This is a genomic window from Pseudoclavibacter sp. Z016, assembly GCF_002931215.1.
Classification (GTDB): Bacteria; Actinomycetota; Actinomycetes; order Actinomycetales; family Microbacteriaceae; genus Pseudoclavibacter.
The window spans coordinates 176,087-195,104 of the sequence record NZ_PSTU01000002.1 but is presented as its reverse complement, the minus strand read 5'-3'; the positions used below and the strand labels follow the sequence as shown (position 1 = coordinate 195,104).

20 protein-coding genes are annotated in these 19,018 nt (G+C 67.6%); 11 read left to right on the top strand and 9 right to left on the bottom strand.

Annotated elements, in window-relative coordinates:
- The first annotated feature begins 67 nt into the window (after positions 1-67).
- Genes C5B99_RS01165 through C5B99_RS01155 form a run of 3 tightly spaced genes read left to right on the top strand, consistent with a single transcriptional unit; the run spans position 68 to position 2,384 of the window.
- Positions 68-1,273, top strand: a complete 1,206-nt coding sequence (locus C5B99_RS01165; protein ID WP_104239936.1) for a type III polyketide synthase — start codon at positions 68-70, stop codon at positions 1,271-1,273.
- A complete protein-coding gene (locus tag C5B99_RS01160) occupies positions 1,270-2,034 on the top strand; it encodes a class I SAM-dependent methyltransferase (protein WP_258062992.1) in 765 nt (254 codons plus the stop codon). Before C5B99_RS01165 ends, C5B99_RS01160 begins: the two co-directional genes overlap by 4 nt.
- On the top strand, positions 2,031-2,384 hold the full coding sequence (locus C5B99_RS01155) for a hypothetical protein (protein ID WP_104239935.1): 354 nt from the start codon (positions 2,031-2,033) through the stop codon (positions 2,382-2,384). The genes C5B99_RS01160 and C5B99_RS01155 overlap by 4 nt, the downstream gene beginning before the upstream one ends.
- A gap of 255 nt (positions 2,385-2,639) precedes the next feature.
- Here C5B99_RS01155 and C5B99_RS01150 read toward each other — a convergent pair whose 3' ends face one another.
- Positions 2,640-3,509, bottom strand: a complete 870-nt coding sequence (locus C5B99_RS01150; RefSeq protein WP_104239934.1) for a ThuA domain-containing protein — start codon at positions 3,507-3,509, stop codon at positions 2,640-2,642.
- A gap of 168 nt (positions 3,510-3,677) precedes the next feature.
- Between C5B99_RS01150 and C5B99_RS01145 the strand changes: the two genes are divergently transcribed.
- Positions 3,678-4,484, top strand: coding sequence for a nitroreductase family protein (locus C5B99_RS01145; RefSeq protein WP_104239933.1), 807 nt, complete (start codon positions 3,678-3,680; stop codon positions 4,482-4,484).
- 104 nt (positions 4,485-4,588) lie between these two features.
- On the opposite strand, the gene hutH is transcribed toward C5B99_RS01145, so the two are convergent.
- Positions 4,589-6,199: a histidine ammonia-lyase gene (gene hutH / locus C5B99_RS01140; RefSeq protein ID WP_104239932.1), complete on the bottom strand. Its 1,611-nt coding sequence runs from the start codon at positions 6,197-6,199 to the stop codon at positions 4,589-4,591.
- 436 nt (positions 6,200-6,635) lie between these two features.
- Here hutH and C5B99_RS19540 point away from each other — a divergent pair, with 436 nt between their 5' ends.
- Positions 6,636-7,418: an IclR family transcriptional regulator gene (locus C5B99_RS19540; RefSeq protein ID WP_258062991.1), complete on the top strand. Its 783-nt coding sequence runs from the start codon at positions 6,636-6,638 to the stop codon at positions 7,416-7,418.
- Between the two features lie 15 nt (positions 7,419-7,433).
- Here the strand turns inward: C5B99_RS19540 and C5B99_RS01130 are convergent, their stop codons facing one another.
- A complete protein-coding gene (locus tag C5B99_RS01130) occupies positions 7,434-7,676 on the bottom strand; it encodes a hypothetical protein (protein ID WP_104239930.1) in 243 nt (80 codons plus the stop codon).
- A gap of 141 nt (positions 7,677-7,817) precedes the next feature.
- Between C5B99_RS01130 and C5B99_RS01125 the strand changes: the two genes are divergently transcribed.
- The gene (locus C5B99_RS01125; RefSeq protein WP_104239929.1) at positions 7,818-8,552 is read left to right on the top strand and encodes an SDR family NAD(P)-dependent oxidoreductase; all 735 of its coding nucleotides are present in this window, start codon (positions 7,818-7,820) and stop codon (positions 8,550-8,552) included.
- Positions 8,553-8,718: 166 nt separating this feature from the next.
- On the opposite strand, the gene C5B99_RS01120 is transcribed toward C5B99_RS01125, so the two are convergent.
- Positions 8,719-9,741 carry a VOC family protein gene (locus C5B99_RS01120; protein ID WP_104239928.1) on the bottom strand — a complete coding sequence of 341 codons (1,023 nt, stop codon included), beginning with the start codon at positions 9,739-9,741 and terminating at the stop codon, positions 8,719-8,721.
- Between the two features lie 174 nt (positions 9,742-9,915).
- On the opposite strand from C5B99_RS01120, the gene C5B99_RS01115 reads away from it, so the two are divergent.
- Positions 9,916-10,665 carry an IclR family transcriptional regulator gene (locus C5B99_RS01115; RefSeq protein ID WP_181058148.1) on the top strand — a complete coding sequence of 250 codons (750 nt, stop codon included), beginning with the start codon at positions 9,916-9,918 and terminating at the stop codon, positions 10,663-10,665.
- Positions 10,666-10,742: 77 nt separating this feature from the next.
- Here the strand turns inward: C5B99_RS01115 and C5B99_RS19535 are convergent, their stop codons facing one another.
- The 3 genes from C5B99_RS19535 to C5B99_RS01100 are packed head-to-tail and all read right to left on the bottom strand — an operon-like array spanning position 10,743 to position 13,974.
- On the bottom strand, positions 10,743-11,480 hold the full coding sequence (locus tag C5B99_RS19535; RefSeq protein ID WP_228496681.1) for a cupin domain-containing protein: 738 nt from the start codon (positions 11,478-11,480) through the stop codon (positions 10,743-10,745).
- Positions 11,477-12,850, bottom strand: coding sequence for an NAD-dependent succinate-semialdehyde dehydrogenase (locus C5B99_RS01105; protein ID WP_104239926.1), 1,374 nt, complete (start codon positions 12,848-12,850; stop codon positions 11,477-11,479). The genes C5B99_RS19535 and C5B99_RS01105 overlap by 4 nt, the downstream gene beginning before the upstream one ends.
- Before the next feature lie 29 nt (positions 12,851-12,879).
- Positions 12,880-13,974 (bottom strand): Ldh family oxidoreductase, encoded by a 1,095-nt coding sequence (locus tag C5B99_RS01100; protein ID WP_219819598.1) that lies wholly within the window; start codon positions 13,972-13,974, stop codon positions 12,880-12,882.
- A gap of 56 nt (positions 13,975-14,030) precedes the next feature.
- Between C5B99_RS01100 and C5B99_RS01095 the strand changes: the two genes are divergently transcribed.
- A complete protein-coding gene (locus tag C5B99_RS01095; RefSeq protein WP_104239924.1) occupies positions 14,031-14,342 on the top strand; it encodes a putative quinol monooxygenase in 312 nt (103 codons plus the stop codon).
- 6 nt (positions 14,343-14,348) lie between these two features.
- On the opposite strand, the gene C5B99_RS01090 is transcribed toward C5B99_RS01095, so the two are convergent.
- Complete coding sequence (locus C5B99_RS01090; protein ID WP_104239923.1) at positions 14,349-15,095, bottom strand: GntR family transcriptional regulator; 747 nt, start codon at positions 15,093-15,095, stop codon at positions 14,349-14,351.
- 124 nt (positions 15,096-15,219) lie between these two features.
- Between C5B99_RS01090 and C5B99_RS01085 the strand changes: the two genes are divergently transcribed.
- The 3 genes from C5B99_RS01085 (at position 15,220) to C5B99_RS01080 (ending at position 17,460) form a co-directional block, all read left to right on the top strand.
- Positions 15,220-16,635, top strand: a complete 1,416-nt coding sequence (locus C5B99_RS01085; protein WP_104239922.1) for a CitMHS family transporter — start codon at positions 15,220-15,222, stop codon at positions 16,633-16,635.
- 129 nt (positions 16,636-16,764) lie between these two features.
- Entirely contained in the window at positions 16,765-16,938 is a 174-nt protein-coding gene (locus tag C5B99_RS19115) for a hypothetical protein (RefSeq protein ID WP_181058150.1), read from the top strand.
- A gap of 21 nt (positions 16,939-16,959) precedes the next feature.
- Positions 16,960-17,460 carry a MarR family winged helix-turn-helix transcriptional regulator gene (locus C5B99_RS01080; RefSeq protein WP_104239921.1) on the top strand — a complete coding sequence of 167 codons (501 nt, stop codon included), beginning with the start codon at positions 16,960-16,962 and terminating at the stop codon, positions 17,458-17,460.
- A gap of 139 nt (positions 17,461-17,599) precedes the next feature.
- Here C5B99_RS01080 and C5B99_RS01075 read toward each other — a convergent pair whose 3' ends face one another.
- Positions 17,600-18,958, bottom strand: a complete 1,359-nt coding sequence (locus C5B99_RS01075; protein ID WP_104239920.1) for an alpha-L-fucosidase — start codon at positions 18,956-18,958, stop codon at positions 17,600-17,602.
- Positions 18,959-19,018 lie beyond the last annotated feature (60 nt).

Below are 19,018 nucleotides of genomic sequence, written 5' to 3'. Positions count from 1 at the left end.
TCGCCCGGACTTCTGCGAGGGCGGCGACTCGCGGGGGCTCTCAGGATGCGGGGCGTACGGTCGTGGCGTGAGCGTGCATATCCGCAGCATCGGCACTGCCGTCCCCCCGACCGAGCTGCCCCAGACGAAGGCCCGTGACCTCTTCGCGGCCCAGCCCGGCATCAACCGCCTCGGCGCGCGCCTCATCGGCGCGGCCTTCGACGGCTCCGCGATCGAGACGAGGCACACGGTCGTGGATGCGCTCGCCGGCGGCACCGACTCGGCGCTCGTCGCCGAAGGCCTGGTGCTGGACGCCTCCACCGGCGCCCGCAATGCGGTCTACGCCGAGCGCGTGCCCGAGCTGCTGCTCGGCGCCGCCCGTGCCGCGCTCGAGGGCAGCGGCCTCGAGACCGGCGACATCACGCACGTCGTCACCGTCTCCTGCACGGGCTTCTACGCGCCCGGCCCCGACTACGAGCTCGTGCGCGGCCTCGGCCTGTCGCCCCGCGTGCAGCGCTTCCACCTCGGTTTCATGGGCTGCTACGGCGCCTTCCCGGCGCTACGTGCAGCGGATGCCTTCGCCAGGGCCGACCCGAACGCGGTCGTGCTCATCGTGTGCGTCGAGCTGTGCACCATCCACTTGACGAGCTCGAACGACCCGGAGCAGATCGTCGCCACCTCGGTCTTCGCCGACGGGGCCGCGGCAGCCCTCGTGACGGCACGCCCCGCCCCGGCCGGCACGCGCATCCTGACCATCGACGCCCTCGCGAGCACCATCACCGACGAGGGCGAGTCGGAGATGGCGTGGACCATCGGCGACAGCGGGTTCCGGATGCGCCTCTCGGGGTATGTGCCGAGCATCATCGGGGCGTCGATCGAAGACGTCGTCGCTCCGCTGCTCGCGCCGACCGTGCCCGCCGAGACCCCGCTGTGGGCGATCCACCCGGGTGGGCGGAGCATCCTCGACAAGGTCGAGCAGGCCCTCGGCCTCACCGAGGAGCAGCTCGCGCCGTCGCGAGGCGTGCTGCGCGACTACGGCAACATGTCGAGCGCGACGGTGCTGTTCATCCTCGAACGGCTGCTCAGCGAGAACGCCAACGATTCGAGGAACAGCCCAAGCGTCGGCGAGTCGAGCATCGACGGGCCGGGCGCTGACGGCCCAGGCGTCGGCGACCCGAGCGTCCGCGATGCGACTATCGAGAACCCCAGCGACCGCGGGGAGGCGCTCTGCGCGATGGCGTTCGGTCCCGGCCTCACGGTCGAGGTCGGACGATTCACGCGGACGCGCGCGTGAGCGCACTCCGCGCGGTCGCCTCGGCGCTCGCCCTCCCGCGCGATACGACGTCGCTCGAGCTCATGGACGACCCCGATTGCGACCGCGATCGCCTCTTCGCGACGTACCGGCAGTTCCGCGCCGTCAACGCGCTCGTCGCGGGCTGGCGGCGCGTGTACCTGCGCGACGTGCGGCCCGTGCTCGACCGGACGCGCGCATCCAGACTGCTGGACATCGGCTTCGGGGGCGGCGACATCCCACTGGCACTCGCCCGGTGGGCCGCGCACGACGGGCTGCGCCTCGAGGTGACCGCCATCGACCCCGACGAGCGTGCGCACGAGTTCGTCGAGACGCGCGGCCTCACGGCGAGCGGCGTCGGCTTCCGGGCGGCCTCGAGCAGCGAGCTCGTCGCCGCGGGGGAGTCCTACGACATCGTCACGTCCAACCACCTCCTGCACCACCTCGACGCGGATGCGCTCACCGGCCTCCTCACCGACAGTGCGGCCCTCGCCCCGCTCACCCTGCACAGCGACATCGAGCGCGGACGCCTCGCGCTCGCCGCGTTCGGCGTCGCGACGAAGCCCCTCGACCGCGGGTCGTTCGTGCACTTCGACGGGACGCTCTCCATCCGTCGCAGCTACACGGCGACCGAGCTTCGAGCGCTCGCGCCGCAGGGATGGACGGTGCGGCGCGAGTTCCCCTACCGCCTGCTGCTGATCCGAGACCAGACGCTCACGCCGCAGGGCTCGCCTCAGCCCGCCGGTGTACCGTCGGCGACGTGAACGTGCCCCCGCTGCTGGTCGCCGCGACGACCAGCTACGCCGCGAACTGCGCCCTGGGCGTGAGCGTCGCGACGGGTGTCGTGCGCACCGGCCGCTGGCATTGGATCCACCACGCCCTCTACATCTGCACGTCGGCGCTCACGCTCGCCGCCGGTGTGACGCTGCTCACGAGCGGCGACGAGCACCGCCGCCGCGCGGGCACGCTGCTGCTGCCGACCGCGCTCCCGCTCGCCGCGATCCCGTACGCAGGCACCCACTCCCGACGGCACCCCGCCATCGCGCTCGCGGCCGCACCCTTCTACGCGCTCGCGATGCGAGCATCCGCCCGCCCGGCATCCGCCCGCCGCTGAGAAGCCCAGCCCTGCCGGGTTGCCGCCCGGCCCCACCGCTGCCGCGTTGCCGCCCTGCCCTTCTGCCCTGCCGCCCTGCCCGCCAGCGCCCCGACCGGTCAATCGCTGCCAGTCGAATTGCCTTCCAGGATGAGTGCTGGATGGGTATTCGACTGGCAGCGATCTTGCGGGCGCGGGCGCGGGCTCAGGCGCGGGTGACTGCGATGTAGATGGGGCCGCCAGACCGCGCGGCGGCACATCTGGCGCCGAAGCGCCTCAGCCTTCGCCGTTGTAGTACGGCCACGGGTTGATGCGGCGGTCGCCGCGGCGGTCCGGTCCGGTGAGCGTCACCTCGCCGGTCGCTGCCCACTCGACGCCGCGCGGGAACATGCGGATGAACTCGATGCGGCGGAACGTGTCGATGTCGTGCCCGATCGTGATCGTGAACGAGCGGCCAGTGCCGTACTCTTTGATCCAGGCGAGGGGCTGGTCGGTGTTGATTCCGGGCAGCGCGGCGATGCCCTCGGGCGGGATCGCGACGGGGTAGTGCGGCATGGGCCACATGGGCGCCTTCTCGTAGGACTCGAGGTCGTCGAAGGTCGTGAGGAGCACCTGCGCGCCCTCGTACAGCTCGACGCCGACGAGGATGTCGTCGCCCGTGACCGTCCAGGTGTCGTTGATGCCGTCGGTGATGGCGTGGCGGGGTTCGGTCGTGCGCAGCTGCGCCTCACCCCAGGGGCGGGGACGGATGCCCGTTGGCACGCTGAGCTTCGAGCCGCGCATGACGTTGTACTCCTCCGGGTACCCCCAGTCGTCTTCCTGCACGGCCGAGCCGTGGAACCAGACGATGCCCTTGCCGTCGTCGTGCACGAACTTCAGAATCGCCGCATCCGTCTCGGGACCGAACCCGGTGCCTTGGTCGTGGTAGCCGTCGCGACCTTCGAAGACGATGAGCAGCACGTCGTACTTGTCGATGATCTCGGAGGTGAGACCGCGGGGGTCCTCGGTGACGCGCACCTTGAACCGAGCCGTGGCTTCGAGGAGCGTCGTCAGCCATTGGTTGTGCTGGCGGAAGCTGCGGAACTCGTTGTCATGCTCGGACGTCATGTGTCCCGAGAGGATGAGCACGTTGAGGGGCTTGGTCACTGGTTCTCCTTTGAGCCGGGTGGTCAGTCCAGGCTTCCAGCCTTCTGTCGAAATCGCACATAAGGAGTTCGGATCACCGGCATCAGGCTGAGGGGCTGGACTTTCGGCCCCCGAGGTCCACCCGCAGGCTCGGGCATACGTTTCAGGCGGATGCGCCAGACTCAGCGCATGGAATTCCTCGACGTCCTGCGGCGCCGCAAGACCACCAACGGCCCGTTCCTCCCAGACCCCGTCAGCGAGGAGCATCAGCGCCTCCTCATGGAGGTCGCCGGCCGTGCCCCATCGCAGCTCAACAGCCAGCCGTGGCGGTTCGTGGTCGTCGAGGCGCGCGAGACGATCGAGGAGATCGCCAGCATCAGCGGCGAGAGCATGACGACGGCCATGAGCAACGGCACGTTCTTCGAGCGGTACAAGCCGTACTTCCGCTTCAGCAAGCAGGAGATGGAGGAGCGGCGAGACGGGATGCTGTTCGACAAGCTCCCCGCGCCCCTCCGGCCCTTCACGAGCCAGGTGTTCACGAAGCGCGGGCAGTTCCTCATGAACTCGCTGCGCGTCCCCAACACGCTCGGCGAGGAGAACCGCAAGCTCGTCGCCGGCTCACCGCTGCTGCTCGGCGTGATGCTCGACCGCGCCGAGTATCGGCCGGGGGAGTTGTCCTCGTTCTACTCGGTCTTCAGCATGGGGGCGGCCATGGAGAACATCTGGCTCACCACGGGTGAGATCGGGATGGGCATCCAGTTCGTGTCGTTCCCCATGGAGGTGCCGGGGCAGTGGGACAAGATCGTCGACCTCCTCAAGGTGCCGGACGAGTTCGAGCTCATGGCCGTGTACCGCCTCGGCTACCTCCCCAAGGAGCAGCGCCGCCCCGCCATCGACTGGTCGTCGCACCAGCGCAAGCTGCCCTCGCAGTACGTGTTCCGCGACACGTGCGAGACGCCGCAGCAAGGGTGGGACGAGGCCGAGCCGACGACGTAGCCTTTGCGCCGACTCTCGGGATGGAAAAGTCACTTCGTGCTGGAGAACTTCCCCGAACGAAGTGACTTTTCCATCCCGAGAATTTGGATGAGCGGATGAGCGGGTCAGGCGGCGGTGGAGTTCGCGAGGGCTGTCCGCGCCACCTCTCCCGCGAGCACGAGCTCGGCGACGGCTTCCATCTCGGGGCTCAGGAAACGGTCGGGACCGGCCCCCTCGGAGACGGCGGAGACGAGGCTCAGGACGGCGCCGGTGGCCCGGCCTGGCTCGAGCGGAGCGCGGAGCTGGAGCGCGCGGGATCCTGTGAGCACCTCGATGGCGAGCACCCGCCCGAGCCCGTCGACGGCGCGGCGCAGCTTGCGCGCTGCAGCCCAGCCCATCGAGACGTGGTCCTCCTGCATGGCCGATGACGGGATCGAGTCGACGGACGCGGGCACCGCGAGCCGCTTGAGCTCCGAGACGATGCCCGCGGCCGCGTACTGCGCGATCATCAGACCCGAGTCGACGCCGACCTCGTGCGCGAGGAACGGCGGGAGCCCACGGTTGCGGGACGGGTCGAGGGCGCGGTCGGTGCGGCGCTCGGAGATGCTGGCCACGTCGGCGACCGCGATGGCCAGGAAGTCGAGGACGTAGGCCACGGGTGCCCCGTGGAAGTTCCCGTTCGACGCGACCCGACCATCCAGCGTCACGACCGGGTTGTCGACGGCCGATGCGAGCTCCCGCTCGGCGATCATCGCCGCGTGCGCCAGCGTGTCGCGGGCGGCCCCGTGCACCTGGGGCGAGCAGCGCAGCGAGTAGGCGTCCTGCACGCGGCCGTCCTCGGGCCCGCGGTGGCTGGCGACGATGGGGGATCCGGCGAGGAATCGGCGCAGGTTCGCGGCGGACTCGCCCTGGCCAAGCTGCGGGCGCAGCGCCTGCAGGTCGGCGGCGAAGACGGCATCGGTCGCGAACTGGCTCTCCACCGACATCGCGGCGGCCAGGTCGGCCGTCGTGAGCAGCATCCGGATGTCGTGGATCGCGAGCAGCAGCATCCCGAGCATCCCGTCTGTGCCGTTGATGAGCGCGAGGCCCTCCTTCTCGCGCAGGACAAGCGGCTCGATGCCGGCGGCCACGAGTGCCGCACCCGCATCCACTTCGGTGCCGCTCGCGTCGCGGACGGTGCCCTCGCCGGTCGCGGCGAGGGCCAGGTGCGAGAGCGGGGCGAGGTCACCCGAGCAGCCGAGCGAGCCGTACTCGCGCACGATCGGGGTGATGCCCGCGTTGAGCATGGCGGCATACGTCTCGACGACCACGGGCCGCACGCCGGTTCGCCCCGTCGCGAGGGTCTGCAGGCGCAGCAGCTGCAGCGCTCTGACCACCTCACGTTCAACCTCCGGCCCGGTACCAGCCGCGTGCGAGCGGACGAGGCTCGCCTGCAGTTGCACGCGCCGCTCGGGTGCGATGAACTTCGTCGCGAGCGCGCCGAAGCCCGTCGAGATGCCGTAGTGCGGGTTCGGGTCGTCGGCGAGGCGTTCGATGAGGTCGCGGGTGCGCGCCACCTCGGCGAGCGCGGCCGGTGCGACGTCGACGCGCGCGCCGTGCCTCGCGACAGCGACGACCTCCGAGGGCTCGAGCGGGCGAAGGCCGAGAGTGACGGGCGCGAGCGGCGCTGCCTGTCCCGAGCCGGGCCCGGCGGAGCTGGACGAGGGGTGGCCGGCGGCGGATGCGGGTGTGCTCATGAGCTCGATTCCACCCCACCCGTTGCGCATCGTCAGCGCGGGGAGGACACTCAGTGTCTGTGATCTCAGACAGAGTGTCCGCGCTGGTCGGCCAGCTCGCGCGTACGCTGCCGACGGTCAACCCGGTGTCCAACATGAGTGCTTATCCGGCGCCTTCTTGGCTCATCCGGTGTTCCGGGCCGTCTTTTGCACTCATGTTGGTCACGGCTGCCCGGGAGTCGTTCGCCGTGGGCGCGATGGGCTCGGCAGACGCGACGGGCCTGGTGGCTGCGACAGGCGCGACGGGCGCAGCGGAGTCGCCTGCGCGCCTGTCCAACTTGAGTGCAATATCTGCCGTCCGGGGGCTCTTGGCGCGTCCCGGGCAGTTTTTCGCACTGATGTTGGTCACGCACGCGGCCAGGTCGAGGTCGCTCGAGGGCATTGCCGAGATGAGCCCGTGACGGCAGCCGGCGGCAAGGCTGCCGGTCGCGCCCAGGTGCCGGCGGCCGACCAGACGCTCGCGATCCTCAGCTTCCTGAGTCGCCAGCGGGGGCCGGTTGCGGCGAGCACGATCGCGACGCAGCTCGGCATCCCGCGCTCGAGCGTCTACCACCTGCTGACGACGCTGCTCGAGCACCGCTTCGTCGTGCATCTGCGCGGCGAGCGTCGCTGGGGTCTCGGCACGGCCGCGTTCGAGTTGGCTGGCGGATACGCACGGCAGGAGCCGCTCGCGCGGGTCGGCCACCAGGTGGTCGCCGACCTCGTCGACCAGGTGGGGGAGAGCGCGCACCTCGCGGTGATGAGCGGCCGGGATGTGCTCTACATCGTCGACGAGCGCGCCCCACGTCGGCCGGTTCTGGTCGCCGACGTGGGGGTGCGTCTGCCGGCGCACCTCACCGCGTCCGGTCGTGCGATGCTCGCGGCCCTGCCGCAGAAGCAGGTGCGTGCGCTGTTCCCGGATGCGTCTTCGTTCGCGGATCGCACGGGTCGCGGCCCGAGGACTCCGCGCGAGCTACGGGCGGTGCTCGACGGGGTCCTCAGCGGGTCGCTGGCGTCGGAGAACGGCGAGGTGTCGGTGGGGATGCGCTCGGTGGGGATGCCAGTGCTCGACCACACTGGGTGGCCGGCGGCTGCGATCGCGGTCACCTGGTCGGAGGATCGCCCTCAGGATGAGCCGCGCCTGCGGCTGCTCCTCGAGAGGTCCGCGGCCGAGATCACCCGCCGCATCTTCGGCGGGTAGCCCGGCCGCGAGGACTCAGGTGAGGTGCGGCGGGTTGCTCGTGTCCGGCTCGTAGTCCTTGGTCCCGAGCGGGTGCCGTCGGCGCTGTCGCGCGCTCTTGATGATCGTGATCAGGCCGTAGCCGCCGGCGAATCCGCCGACCCAGGTGAGGGCGTGCAGGTAGGCGGGTCCGCCCATGAGGTCTGCGATGACGGCGATCACGCCGAGCGCGAGTCCCGCGATGAGGTATCCGAGGGCGAGAACTTCTTGTCGTGTCATGTGCATCTCTTCAGGCCAGGGAAGCGAATGGGGGGTCACGGCGACCGGGTCGACCGCGTCAGTTTCCAGTGAATATACCTCCTGCGCCGGGCCCCGACGGAGTATGAGCGCGCTGAGCGGTCGGGGTGTGAGGATGGGGCGATGACACGCATCCTCATCACCGGTTCCACCGACGGCCTCGGATACGCGACTGCGGAGTCGCTCCTCGATCAGGGGCACGAGGTCATCGTGCACGCGCGGAGCGCGGCTCGGGCGGAGGCCGTGTCGGCGCTCATCGACCGCGGCGCGGACCTGGTGATCGCCGACCTCGCCGACCGCGGGGCAGTGCTCGACGCGATGGACGAACTCAACGATGGGCGGGCCATTGACGCGGTCATCCACAACGCCGGTGTGCTGACGGGGCCGAGCCTGCTGCCTGTCAACGTGGTCGCGCCGTATCTCTGCACGGCTCTCCTGACGACTCCGAGCTGGCATGTCTACCTCAGCAGCAGCATGCACCGAGACGGCAAGGCACAGCTGGCGGGGCTCGACTGGTCGGGCGGTTCCGTGACGGCGAGCTATTCCGATACGAAGCTGCTCGTCGCGGCCTTCTCGGTGGGCGTCGCCGAGCTGTGGGCTCCGCGCGTGCTCGCCAACTCCGTCGACCCGGGCTGGGTGGCGACGAAGATGGGCGGGTCAGGGGCGCCAGATGACTTCGATCTCGGCCATGAGACGCAGGAGCGTCTGGCGGTCGACCCGAGTCTGCAGGTCACGGGCGGCTACTGGCACCACGGCGCCGAGCAGCAGCCGGCGGTCGGTGTGCGTGACGCGGACTTCCGGGCGCGCCTCATCGCGGAGCTGGCCGAGGCCACCGGGGTCGCCCTGCCGAAGCGCTGACGCACGCACGCACGCATGAGTGCTCGCACTGACGCGGGCCCGCGCATCCGGAACCAGGAAAGGAGGAACCTGGTGGATGCGGGGGCCCGCGCGGATCGTGCGAGTGCCGTGCTCAGCTCGCCGGTGGAGCAGCCCACGAGCTGAGCACTGCCCGGAGCGGAGTGACCTAGCCGCGGCCCTGCACTGCGTAGGGGTTGAGGATGGCCTCTTCGGTTCCGGGGAGGATGCCCTCCTCGGTCGCGGTGGGGCGTCCGGCGTCCGGCGGGAACGACTCGGTCATCGAGATCGGCATGGCGCCGTTGCGGTAGAGGTTGTTGGAGCCGGTGGAGGGCTTCCAGTCGTTGGGCTCCCAGTCGGGCACGTAGTTGCGGTAGCCGCCCGTGTTGACCTCGATGCGCATGCCGCTGGGGTCGCGGAGGTAGAGGAAGCTCTGCTCGCCGATGCCGTGGATGGAGGGGCCGTACTCGATGGGGATGTTGTTCTCCATGAGCACGTCGGCTCCCTGGAGGAGCTCCTCGCGGGTGTCGACCCAGTACGCGTAGTGGTTGATGCGGCCGGGGCGCGACGAGCTGTCGAGGACGACGCCGAGGTCGTGCGACTTCTCGTTGGTGGTGAGGACGGAGAAGACCGTGACGGGGTGGTCGTCGAGCACCGTGTAGGCCATGATGCGGAAGCCGAGGACCTCGTTGTACCACTTCGCGAAGCCGCGAACGTCGGAGGCGGCGACGGTGACGTGGTCGAGCTGGCGGGGGCCGACGGCGTGCTTCGAGCGCTTCTCGGGGCGGTCGGGGAAGACGGAGGCGTGCTCGGCGTCCGCCTGGTACTTCTCAACGTCCCAGTAGAGCTCCATCGTGTGACCGTACGGCCCGGTGAAGGTGTACGACTTGCCGTGGCCGACGCTGCGGTCTGCCCATTCGCCGTGCACGCCGGCGGCTTCGATGCGCTTGGCCGCCTCGTCGAGTGCCTCGGCGCTGGAGGTGCGCCAGCCCATGACGTTGAGGGCGGCCTCTGGGCCTTCGGCGATGACGAGGCTGTACGTGTAGTAGTCGCCCCACGAGCGGAGGTAGACCTTGCCGTCTTCGCGTGCGACGACGCGCAGGCCGAATTCGTTCTCGTAGAACGTGACCGAGGCTTCGACGTCTGGCGTCGCGATCTCGATGTGCGAGAGGTGGGAGAGCAGTTTGATCATCGTCGATCCTTTTCGTCTGGTGCGGTGCGTCTGTGGCGGTTCTCGGCCGCGGCTTGCATGTGCCGTCTCGGGCACAACACCACTTTCGTCCGGAACCCACATATCAGGGAAGCTGAAGTTCATGATGGCGAGCATCATCGATGTGGATGGTCCGCTCGCGGCTACCATTGCGGCATGTCCGGTGGCGGTGGTGATGAGCGCAGTGTGGCGCAGAAGCTGTTCGCGATCGTCGACGCGTTCGCGGCTCGTGAGGAGCTGACGCTCACGCAGGTCGCGGCGGCGGCGAACCTTCCGGTGTCGACGGCGCACCGCATGCTCGCGTCCTGGACCGAGTGGGGTGGGCTCGAGCGTACGGAGTCGGGCACCTACCGGGTCGGCATCAAGCTGTGGCGCCTCGGGGCGCGGCGGACGACGGTCGAGCGCTTGCGCGCCATCGCGCGGCCGTATCTCGAGGATCTCCTGGAGGCAACGGAGGAGAACGTGCACATCGCGGTGCGGGACGGCCTCGGCGCGGTCTACCTCGAGCGCATCTCGAGCCCGAATGCGGTGCGGGTCATCTCGGATGTCGGCACGCGGCTGCCCCTGCACGCGACTGGTGTCGGGCTGGTGCTGCTCGCGCATTCGCCCATCGAGGTCTTCGACGAGGTCGTCGCGTCGAAGCCGCGGCAGTACCTGCCGAACACGATCACCGAGGAGAAGGCACTTCGGCGCCGGCTCGCGGAGATCCGGGCGACGGGCCTCTCCAGGTCGGTCGAGGAGATGACGCCCGGTGCGTTCTCGATGGCCGCTCCGGTGGTGGATGCGCACGGCGAGGTCGTGGCGGCGGTGTCGATCATCGCGCACGTCGAGCGCCTCGCCGAGCCGCAGTTCGCACTCGGGGTGCGGATGGCGGCGCGTGGGATCTCGGGTGCGCTCGGGCGTTAGGGACAGCCCCCCGACGGGAGCTTTGTGGTGCACATGCTGAGGCGCGACGGGGCGTGCACCACAAAGCAGACCGGGAGTCAGAACGCCGTCAAGACGTTCTTGAGATGCTCGACACGAGGCGGTTCGGCGAGGTGTTCGCCCACGAGGGCTCGCCATTCCTGGAATTCGGGAGACTCCCGGAAGATGACCATGTGGTGGTCGACGGACTCCCATCGCACGATGAGCCGGTACTCGGTGGCGTCCTCTGCGACAGACTCGAGCGCGAAGGTGCGCGCACCGGCAGTTCGCTGGAACAAGGGGGCTGCTCTTGCGACGGCGCGCTCGAACGCCGCCTGGTGTCCGTCATGGACTCTCAAGGTCGCGACTTCGGTGACAGAGTCGAGACCGGAGGGGCCAGCGCTGTCGGCCGATTCCCCGTCGATTCGCCCGTGCTCACCGCTGTCGATGAGCGTGCGTGTGGAATCGATCGATCCGTAGGTCCAGAGGATTCTCATGGGCTCGGTGGCCGAGATGTTCTCGAAGTGGTGGGGAATGTTCGCGGGCACGAAGGTGGTGTCAAAGGTGTTGAGCTCCGAGCGTTCACCGTCGATGTCGACGATGGCGCGGCCTTCGATGACCATGACGGATTCGGCGACGTTGTGGGTGTGGTGGCCGATCTGGGCGCCGGGGTCGAAGATCGTCATGCCGTTGAGGTAGGAAGTCGCGCCTCGGCCGTAGGTGACGAGGGGGATGGTGCGTGCACCACCGCCGCGATTCTTTGAGGGCAGCTCTTCCGGTCGAAAGACATGGGGCTGGTAGGAGCTGATGGGGCTCATTCGCTGACCGGTCCGATCCAGATCGTCTTGACGTTCACGAACTCGCGGATGCCGTATCCGGAGAGCTCGCGCCCGTAGCCGGATCGCTTGATGCCGCCGAAGGGCAGGCGCGGGTCGGAGGCGACCTGGCCGTTGATGAACACGGCTCCCGAGTCAACTCGTCGTGCGGTGGCTCGAGCAGCGTCGACGTCGCGAGAGAAGATCGTCGCCCCGAGCCCGTATTCACTGGAGTTTGCGAGCTCGACGGCCTCATCGATGTTGGCGACGCGAGTGACGGAAGCGACGGGGCCGAAGGTCTCTTCGTCGAACGCGGCGCTGCCCGGCTTGACGTGGTCGAGGATCGTTGGCGGGTAGAAGTAGCCAGGGCCGTCCGGGATCGCGCCTCCGATGAGCGCCGTCGCCCCGGACTCGAGCGTGCGCTCGACCTGCTCGTGCAGAGCGTCTCGGAGGTTGCCACGTGCCATGGGGCCGATCTGCGTTTCCTCGCGGCGAGGGTCTCCAACGACCAGAGCAGCAGCTTTCTCGGTGAAGAGTCTCACGAACTCGTCCGCGATGCTCTCGTCCACGAGGAAGCGCTTCGCGTTGACGCAGGACTGCCCGGTGGTGTTGAAGCGGGAGCTGACGGCAACAGTGGATGCGGCCTCGAGGTCTGCATCTGCTGCCACGATGAAGGGGTCGGAGCCGCCAAGCTCGAGGACCTGCTTCTTGAGGACGCTGCCCGCCTGCGCGGCGACGAGTGCGCCGACTTCGGTAGAGCCGGTGAGGGTGACCGCGGCGATGCGCTCGTCCTCGATGATGCCCTTGACCTCGGACGCGTTGATGATGAGCGTCGAGAAGAGTCCGGCTGGGGTGCCGGCCTCGTCCATGATCTTCTGGATGACGAGAGCACTGCCGGGGACGTTGTTGGCGTGCTTGAGGATCGCGCCGTTGCCAGCAGCGAGGGCGGGCGCTGCGAAGCGGAAGAACTGCCAGAACGGGTAGTTCCAGGGCATGATCGCCAGGACCACGCCGAGCGGATCGAACTCCACGCCGGAGGTTGTGGCGTTCGACTCGATCTCCTCGAATGCAAGGTACGACGCCGCGTGCTCGGCGTAGTAGTCGAGGGTCTTGGCGGACTTGAGGATCTCGCCGCGCGCCTCAGCGATGGGCTTTCCCATCTCATCGGTGATGAGTGCCGCGTATTCGTCGACACCGCTGCGAAGTGTCGCGGCGATGCGAGTGAGCAGCTGCGTGCGCTCTTCGAGGGGTGTCGTCCGCCAGGTCCGCTGCGCGGTGACCGCTGCGGTTAGAGCGCGGTCAACGTCCTCAGGGGTGTGCAGCGGGTAGTCGGCAATGTTCTGGCCGGTCGTCGGGTTGATAGCGGTAGGCATTGTTCTCTTCCGTTCTTCTTTGAAGTGAGTTAGCTGCGGTGGGGGAGCGCGATGCGCGCTTCGCTCGCGAGTTCCGCCAGGTCGTCCCAGGTGTTCGCGGGGAGGATGATGCCGCCAGCAGCGGCGTTCGCTACTGCCGATTCGTCCTCGATCTCGCCGGGGTAGTAGATGCGTTCATGCCCCTGCGCGAGCGGGGTGTCGTGGACCTCGTCGATCATCTGCTGAACCCTGGATTGGAACTCGTCCGGGGAGCCCAGGGTTGCGACGTCGATGGCGAGGAAGAGGTGCCCAGCCCCGGAGGGCTTGTCCGCCTCGTACGGCCCGTGGACGCTCCGGCCAACTTTGCTCCCCGTGAGCGCGCCGGAAAGCACGTCCATCAAGAAGCTGATGGCGTATCCCTTGTGGCCAGCCATAGGCAAGATCACGCCGTGTACGGCTTCGCCAGCGTCAGTGGTCGGAGCACCGTCCGGCGTGAGCGCCCAAGTGGAGGGAATCGGCTCTTCCCGCTGGCGGGCAAGGTAGATCTTCCCGCGCGCCACGGCGGTGTTCGCGATATCGAGCGAGATCACACCGTCGCCATTCGGTGCCGCGATCGACCATGGGTTGGTGCCCACACGCTTCTCGCGGCCACCCCACGGCGCCATCGCCGGGGACGCATTGGTGGTCAGGATGGAGACGCAACCGTCGTGCGCCGCGCGGCGGGTGAAGTACATGGCCGTCCCGAAGTGGTTCGAATTGCGAACGCCGACGGCGCCGATGCCATGCACGCGAGCCCGAGTCACGGCCTCCTTGCGTGCACGCTCAGTCAGGACCTGTCCAACTCCATCGTGCCCATCGATCAGGAGGAGACTGCCCGTGTCCACGAGCGTCGTGGGGGTTGCGGAGGCCTGCATCGCTCCGGTTCTCAGGCGAGCCACGTACCAGGGAAGGCGCAGCAGCCCATGCGACTGATGCCCCCACATATCGGCCTGCACCAAGCTGTCCGCGACCAGATCAGCGTCGGCTTCCTTCAAGTGGTGGAACTGGAGCACACTCGACGCGAAAACACGCCACACCGCGGCTTCAACGCGAACTCCCTGGGGGCTTATCGTCTGCATTCTTCGACCTCTCGGAACCAGCACCATCGTTGGTGCATGAGTTAGGGTACACCTTCAGGTATACCTAGCAAGAGGGAGAGTACATGTTCAGCGTCTGGGTCACGGTTGAAGTGCAGGAACAACACGTCAGCGAATTCCTGGCAGCGATCAGGGAGAACGCGGAGGCCTCCGTGCGCGACGAGGTCGGCTGCCTGAGTTTCGATGTCATCGAGATCGACCGAGAGGCTCGTCAGTACGGGTTCTACGAGATCTACCGCGACGAGGTCGCCTTCACCCTCGAGCACCGTCGTGCGGCGCACTATGCGACCTGGAAGGATGTGGCGGCTCGAGCCCTCGTCCCCGGCTCGCAGGTCATCACGACTGGCGACCGCTTCGTTGCGATCACGAGTCGCTGACGGCGATCAGCCGTCGATGTCCACCATCGCGTCAGGGCGGGTGGAGTCGAGCAAGGCGGTGAAAATCGCCTGATCCACGTGGAAGAGGTGGTTCATGCAGGCGGCCGCGGCTTTGTCTCCGTCGCCCTGCGCGATGGCGCGGCACATCTCGATGTGCTCTCGTACGGACTCCGCGAGACGGCCGACGTCGGCATGGGCAATTCTCCGCAGGCGGGAAGCGTGCGGTCGAAGCTCCGTGATCGCTCGAGCGAGGTAGTCGTTCGAGGTGAGCGACACCACGGTGTCATCGAACTTGCGGGTCAACTCGGCGAAACGGGCTGCGAACTCCGGGGAGTATGGCTCCTCCACGAGCTCGGCGAATGCCGATTCAAGGTCGAAAAATCGCACGCTCAGCGCCGGGTCTTTCACTTGCCGTGCAGCAATCGCCTTCATCGCCGCCGGCTCAAGAATGCGTCGATAGTCGAACAGTGCTCGGGCGCTTCGCAACGAGAGCCGCGTCACCGTCGGGGCGCGTCGGGGCTCGATCTCGACGAGCTGATCCACTGCCAGCCGCCGGAGTGCTTCACGTACCGGCGTGCGTGAAGCACCGGTGTGCTCCACAAGCATCGCCTCGGGCAACGCCTGCCCAGGGGTGAATGTCCCGTTCTCGATGTCCTCACGCAGGTGGCGATACACGCGCTCGGTCTTCGCAAGCTGCTCCGGCACCGCACCGGCAGATGAATCAGCTGAACGGGGTTGCGTGATTTCGACCATGGGTACATATTAGGTTCTCAATAGGTATACCTGTGTGTATATACTCCGTGTACCTAGCCTGGCTGGGTTGTGTTGAGCAACCGCAGGCGACCTAGAGTCCCCGTATCGACAATGAGGAGCAACGATGCTCGTAGTCCTCGGCTTTCTGATGATCGCCGTCTTCATGTACCTCGTGATGAGCAAGAGGGCGACCCCCATCGCCACGCTCATCCTCGTCCCCCTGATCTTCGGGGCGTTCACTGGGGCTGGCCTCGGCATGGGTGACATGGTGATCGAGTCTTTGCTCAAGCTCGCACCAACCGCGGCACTGCTGTTCTTCGCAATCATCTTCTTTGGGACGATGATCGACGTCGGCCTCTTCGACCCACTGATCCGACTCATCCTGCGCTTCGTGAAGGACGATCCGGTGCGTCTGGTCATCGGGACCGCGCTGCTGACGAGCATCGTCTCGCTCGACGGGGATGGCTCCACCACCTTCATCATCGTCACCTCGGCGTTTCTGCCTCTCTACCTGCGTCTTGGGCTCAGCCCTGTCGTGCTCACCGTCGTCGCGGCACTTTCCAACGGTGTCCTCAACACCGTGCCGTGGGGCGGTTCGACTGCTCGCGCCGCGGCGGCCCTTGGGGTGTCGCCGATCGACATCTTCGTCCCCATGGCCCCTGCGATCTTCGCGGGCGTCGTCACCGTGCTGGTCCTCGCATACTTCCTGGGCCGTTCCGAGCGCAAGCGCATCGGCAGGCTGTCCCTGCCCGGCGAAGGCGGCGGCGTGTCACCCTCAGTCGACAAGAACTCCAGCCGGCAGCTCGTGCACAGCATCGCCGCCGCAGAGGGAATGCCCAAGACGGGCTCATCGGTGGTCATCGAGAACGACTTCGCTCGTGAGGTCACGGAGACCGGCACCATCCAGACCCGCCCCAACGCACGTCCGAGGCTGATCTGGTTCAACCTCGTCCTCACCCTGGCCGTCATGACGCTGCTTGTCATGGATGTCGTCGAGCCTGCCGTTATCTTCATGGCCGCCGCCGGTATCGCCCTTGTCGTGAACTTCCCGAAGATCAAGGAACAGTCCGCGCAGATCAAAGCTCACGCCGACAGTGTGATCAGTGTCGTCGGCATGGTCTTCGCCGCATCCGTCCTCACCGGCATCATGAACGGCACCGGCATGATCACCGAGATGGCCGCGTGGCTCGTCTCGATCATCCCGGACTGGATGGGATCGTTCATGCCCGTCATCGCGGGGTTGCTCAGCATCCCGCTCACGTTCATCATGACCAACGACGCGTTCTACTTCGGAGTGCTTCCGATCCTCGCGGAGACGGCGAGCCACTACGGGATCGCTCCCGTCGAGATGGCGCGCGCTGGGCTCGTTGGACAGGCGCTGCATCAGTCCAGCCCACTCGTGGCTTCCTTCTTGCTGCTCATCGGGCTTGCGAACGTCAACCTCGGAGACCACTTCAAGAAGGTCATCGTGCGGGGCATCCTCGTGGCGCTCGTGATGCTCATCGTGGGCGGCCTGATCGGTGCGTACCAGCTCTTCTGAAGACTGCTGCGGAAGCGAGCCACCGGTGCTTGGCGCGCCGGTGGCTCGTTCTGGTTCGAGCTGCAGTTCGCACTCGGGGTGGGGAGTTCTCACCTTGTTGCCCTCCGTGAACGTAGCTAGGCTAACTACATGACTTCCCTCGCTCCCACCTCCGCCTCTGAGAAGTCAGCCAAGCGCTCCACTTCGGACCGCTACTGGGACGCCTACCAGCGACGTACGCTCCCGAAGGAGTTTCTCGCCCTGTCCGTCATCGGTGCGACGCTCAGCGTCGGCTGCATCGCCGCCGTCTCCGCGTTCCTCTGATCGGGTCGGTGACCACAGCTCATGACTGACGTCTCAAGGAACCGCGAACAGAACTCGACGACCCGTGAGCGCCCCTCCGCGACTCCAGGGGACGAGGCCTCTGAGGCCGTCGACGAGCTGCGCCGAGCGGAGGCGCGCCTCGGGCGGCGCCGCCAGGCGACCGGTGAGCTGAGCGAGACCCACCGGTCCGCGATGCGGTTCATCCTCGAGCGCACCGGTGAGGGGAAGCGAACGAGCCCTGGCGAGCTGGCCGACTGGCTCGACGTCACGAGCGCGTCGGCGACGATGCTCGTGCAGCGCCTCACCGAATCGGGCCTCGTGCGAACGGCGCCGGACCCGGATGACCGTCGACGCAAGATGATCGTTCCGGTCGACACCGACCTCGATGCCGACGAGATCGACCCCGTCTCCGGCCAGATCCGCAGCCTCTCCGAGGATCTCTCCCCGCAGGAGGCGAAGCTCGTCTCGCTGTACCTCGACCGCGTCACCGCGGTCGTCGATGGGGAGTCGTCGAACAGCTGACGCTGGAGGCTGACCTTCGGCGCACGACCTCGGCATTCGGTGGCACAGGGCGGCAGCAGGTGACGGCGGAAACCACGACGCCGCCCGAGGCTGTCGCGATGACAGCTTCGGGCGGCGTCGTGGTTTCCGACGTCGATACCTACGCTTCGACGTCGCCGCGGATCGGGAAGGAGACGCGAACGAGGCCTTCGACGGCACCGTCTGCGCGCATGAGCGTCACCGTGTCACCGTCAACACGGGAGGTCGCGCCGACGACCTCCGCCCCCGCGAGGTCGAGCCGATCGGACAGTGCCTCGAGGACGACGGTCTCGCCGACAGGCAGATCCACGAAGGCGTTCGCGATGCCACCCGTGCGCGTCCAACGCACCCACGGAGTGTCGCTCTCTGCGCCGAGCATCGAATCCAGCGGACGTGAGCCGAAGACGGCCTCTCCGTGCACCGCGTTCCAGGCCCCGAGCACCTCGAGCGTGTGCCGCTGCAGCTCTGGCACCTCGCCTGAGGCCGTGAGCCCGATGTTCAGGAGGAAGTTGCCGCCACGGGACACGATGTCGACGAAGTTCCGAATCGCGTCGACGCCGCTGAGCGAGTTCGACTCGTCCTCCAGCGTGTTGTGCCCGAACGAGAACCCGACGCCGCGGCAGTTCTCCCAGGCGCCGTCACCTTCCTGGGCGCGTCCCTGCTCGTACTCGCTGGTCCGGAAGTCCCAGTGGGTCTCGCCCCACCGGTCGTTCGAGACCCCATCCGGACGGCTCGCGTAGAACTTCTCAAAGATGTTGACCAGGCTCTTCTCGCCTGGCCCCTTGCCAGCGTCCGGCCACTCGATGTCGCCCCACAGCACCTCAGGCTGATACTTCTCGATGAGGTCCACGACGTGGTCGTGCGCGTAGTCGGCGTACTCCTTGTCGACGGGGCGTCGGTCTCCCTCGATGGGGCCGTCGATGACGGCGGCGTCGGTGAAGTGCCAGTCGAGTCCGCCCGAGTAGTAGACGCCGAACCTCACGCCGCGAGCCTCGGCGGCGTCCTTGAACTCCGCGACGAGATCGCGGTGGGGGCCGCGCTGCACGGTGTTGCGGTCGCCGGTTCCCGGAGCGTCCCACAGCGCCACGCCGTCATGGTGCTTCGTGGTGGGGACGAAGTAGCGAGCCCCGGTCGACTTCACGAGGTCCATGACGGCCCCCGCATCGAAGTTCTCCGCTTTCCACAGGTCGATGAACGCGTCATACGGGGCGCCGTCGAACACCTCCTGCTGATGCTGGTGCGCCGTGCTGCCCTCGATGCGCACCGTGTTGTAGTACCACTCGGCGTAGGGGTTGTGCCGGAACCAGTACTCCTCGTCGAACGTCCCGAGCGGACCGATCGGCTCGGCCCAGGCCGGCACCGAGTACGGTCCCCAGTGCACGAAGATGCCGAGCTTCGCATCCTGGTACCACTCGGGTGTCTCGCGTTCGAACTTCTTGTAGGCCTCTGGGCGGACGGGCTCTGACTTGAACATTGCCATGGGAAGCGGCTTCCTCTCTGAAGCGGTTGCTGTTGCCTGGTTGGGGTGGGGGAGGGCCGT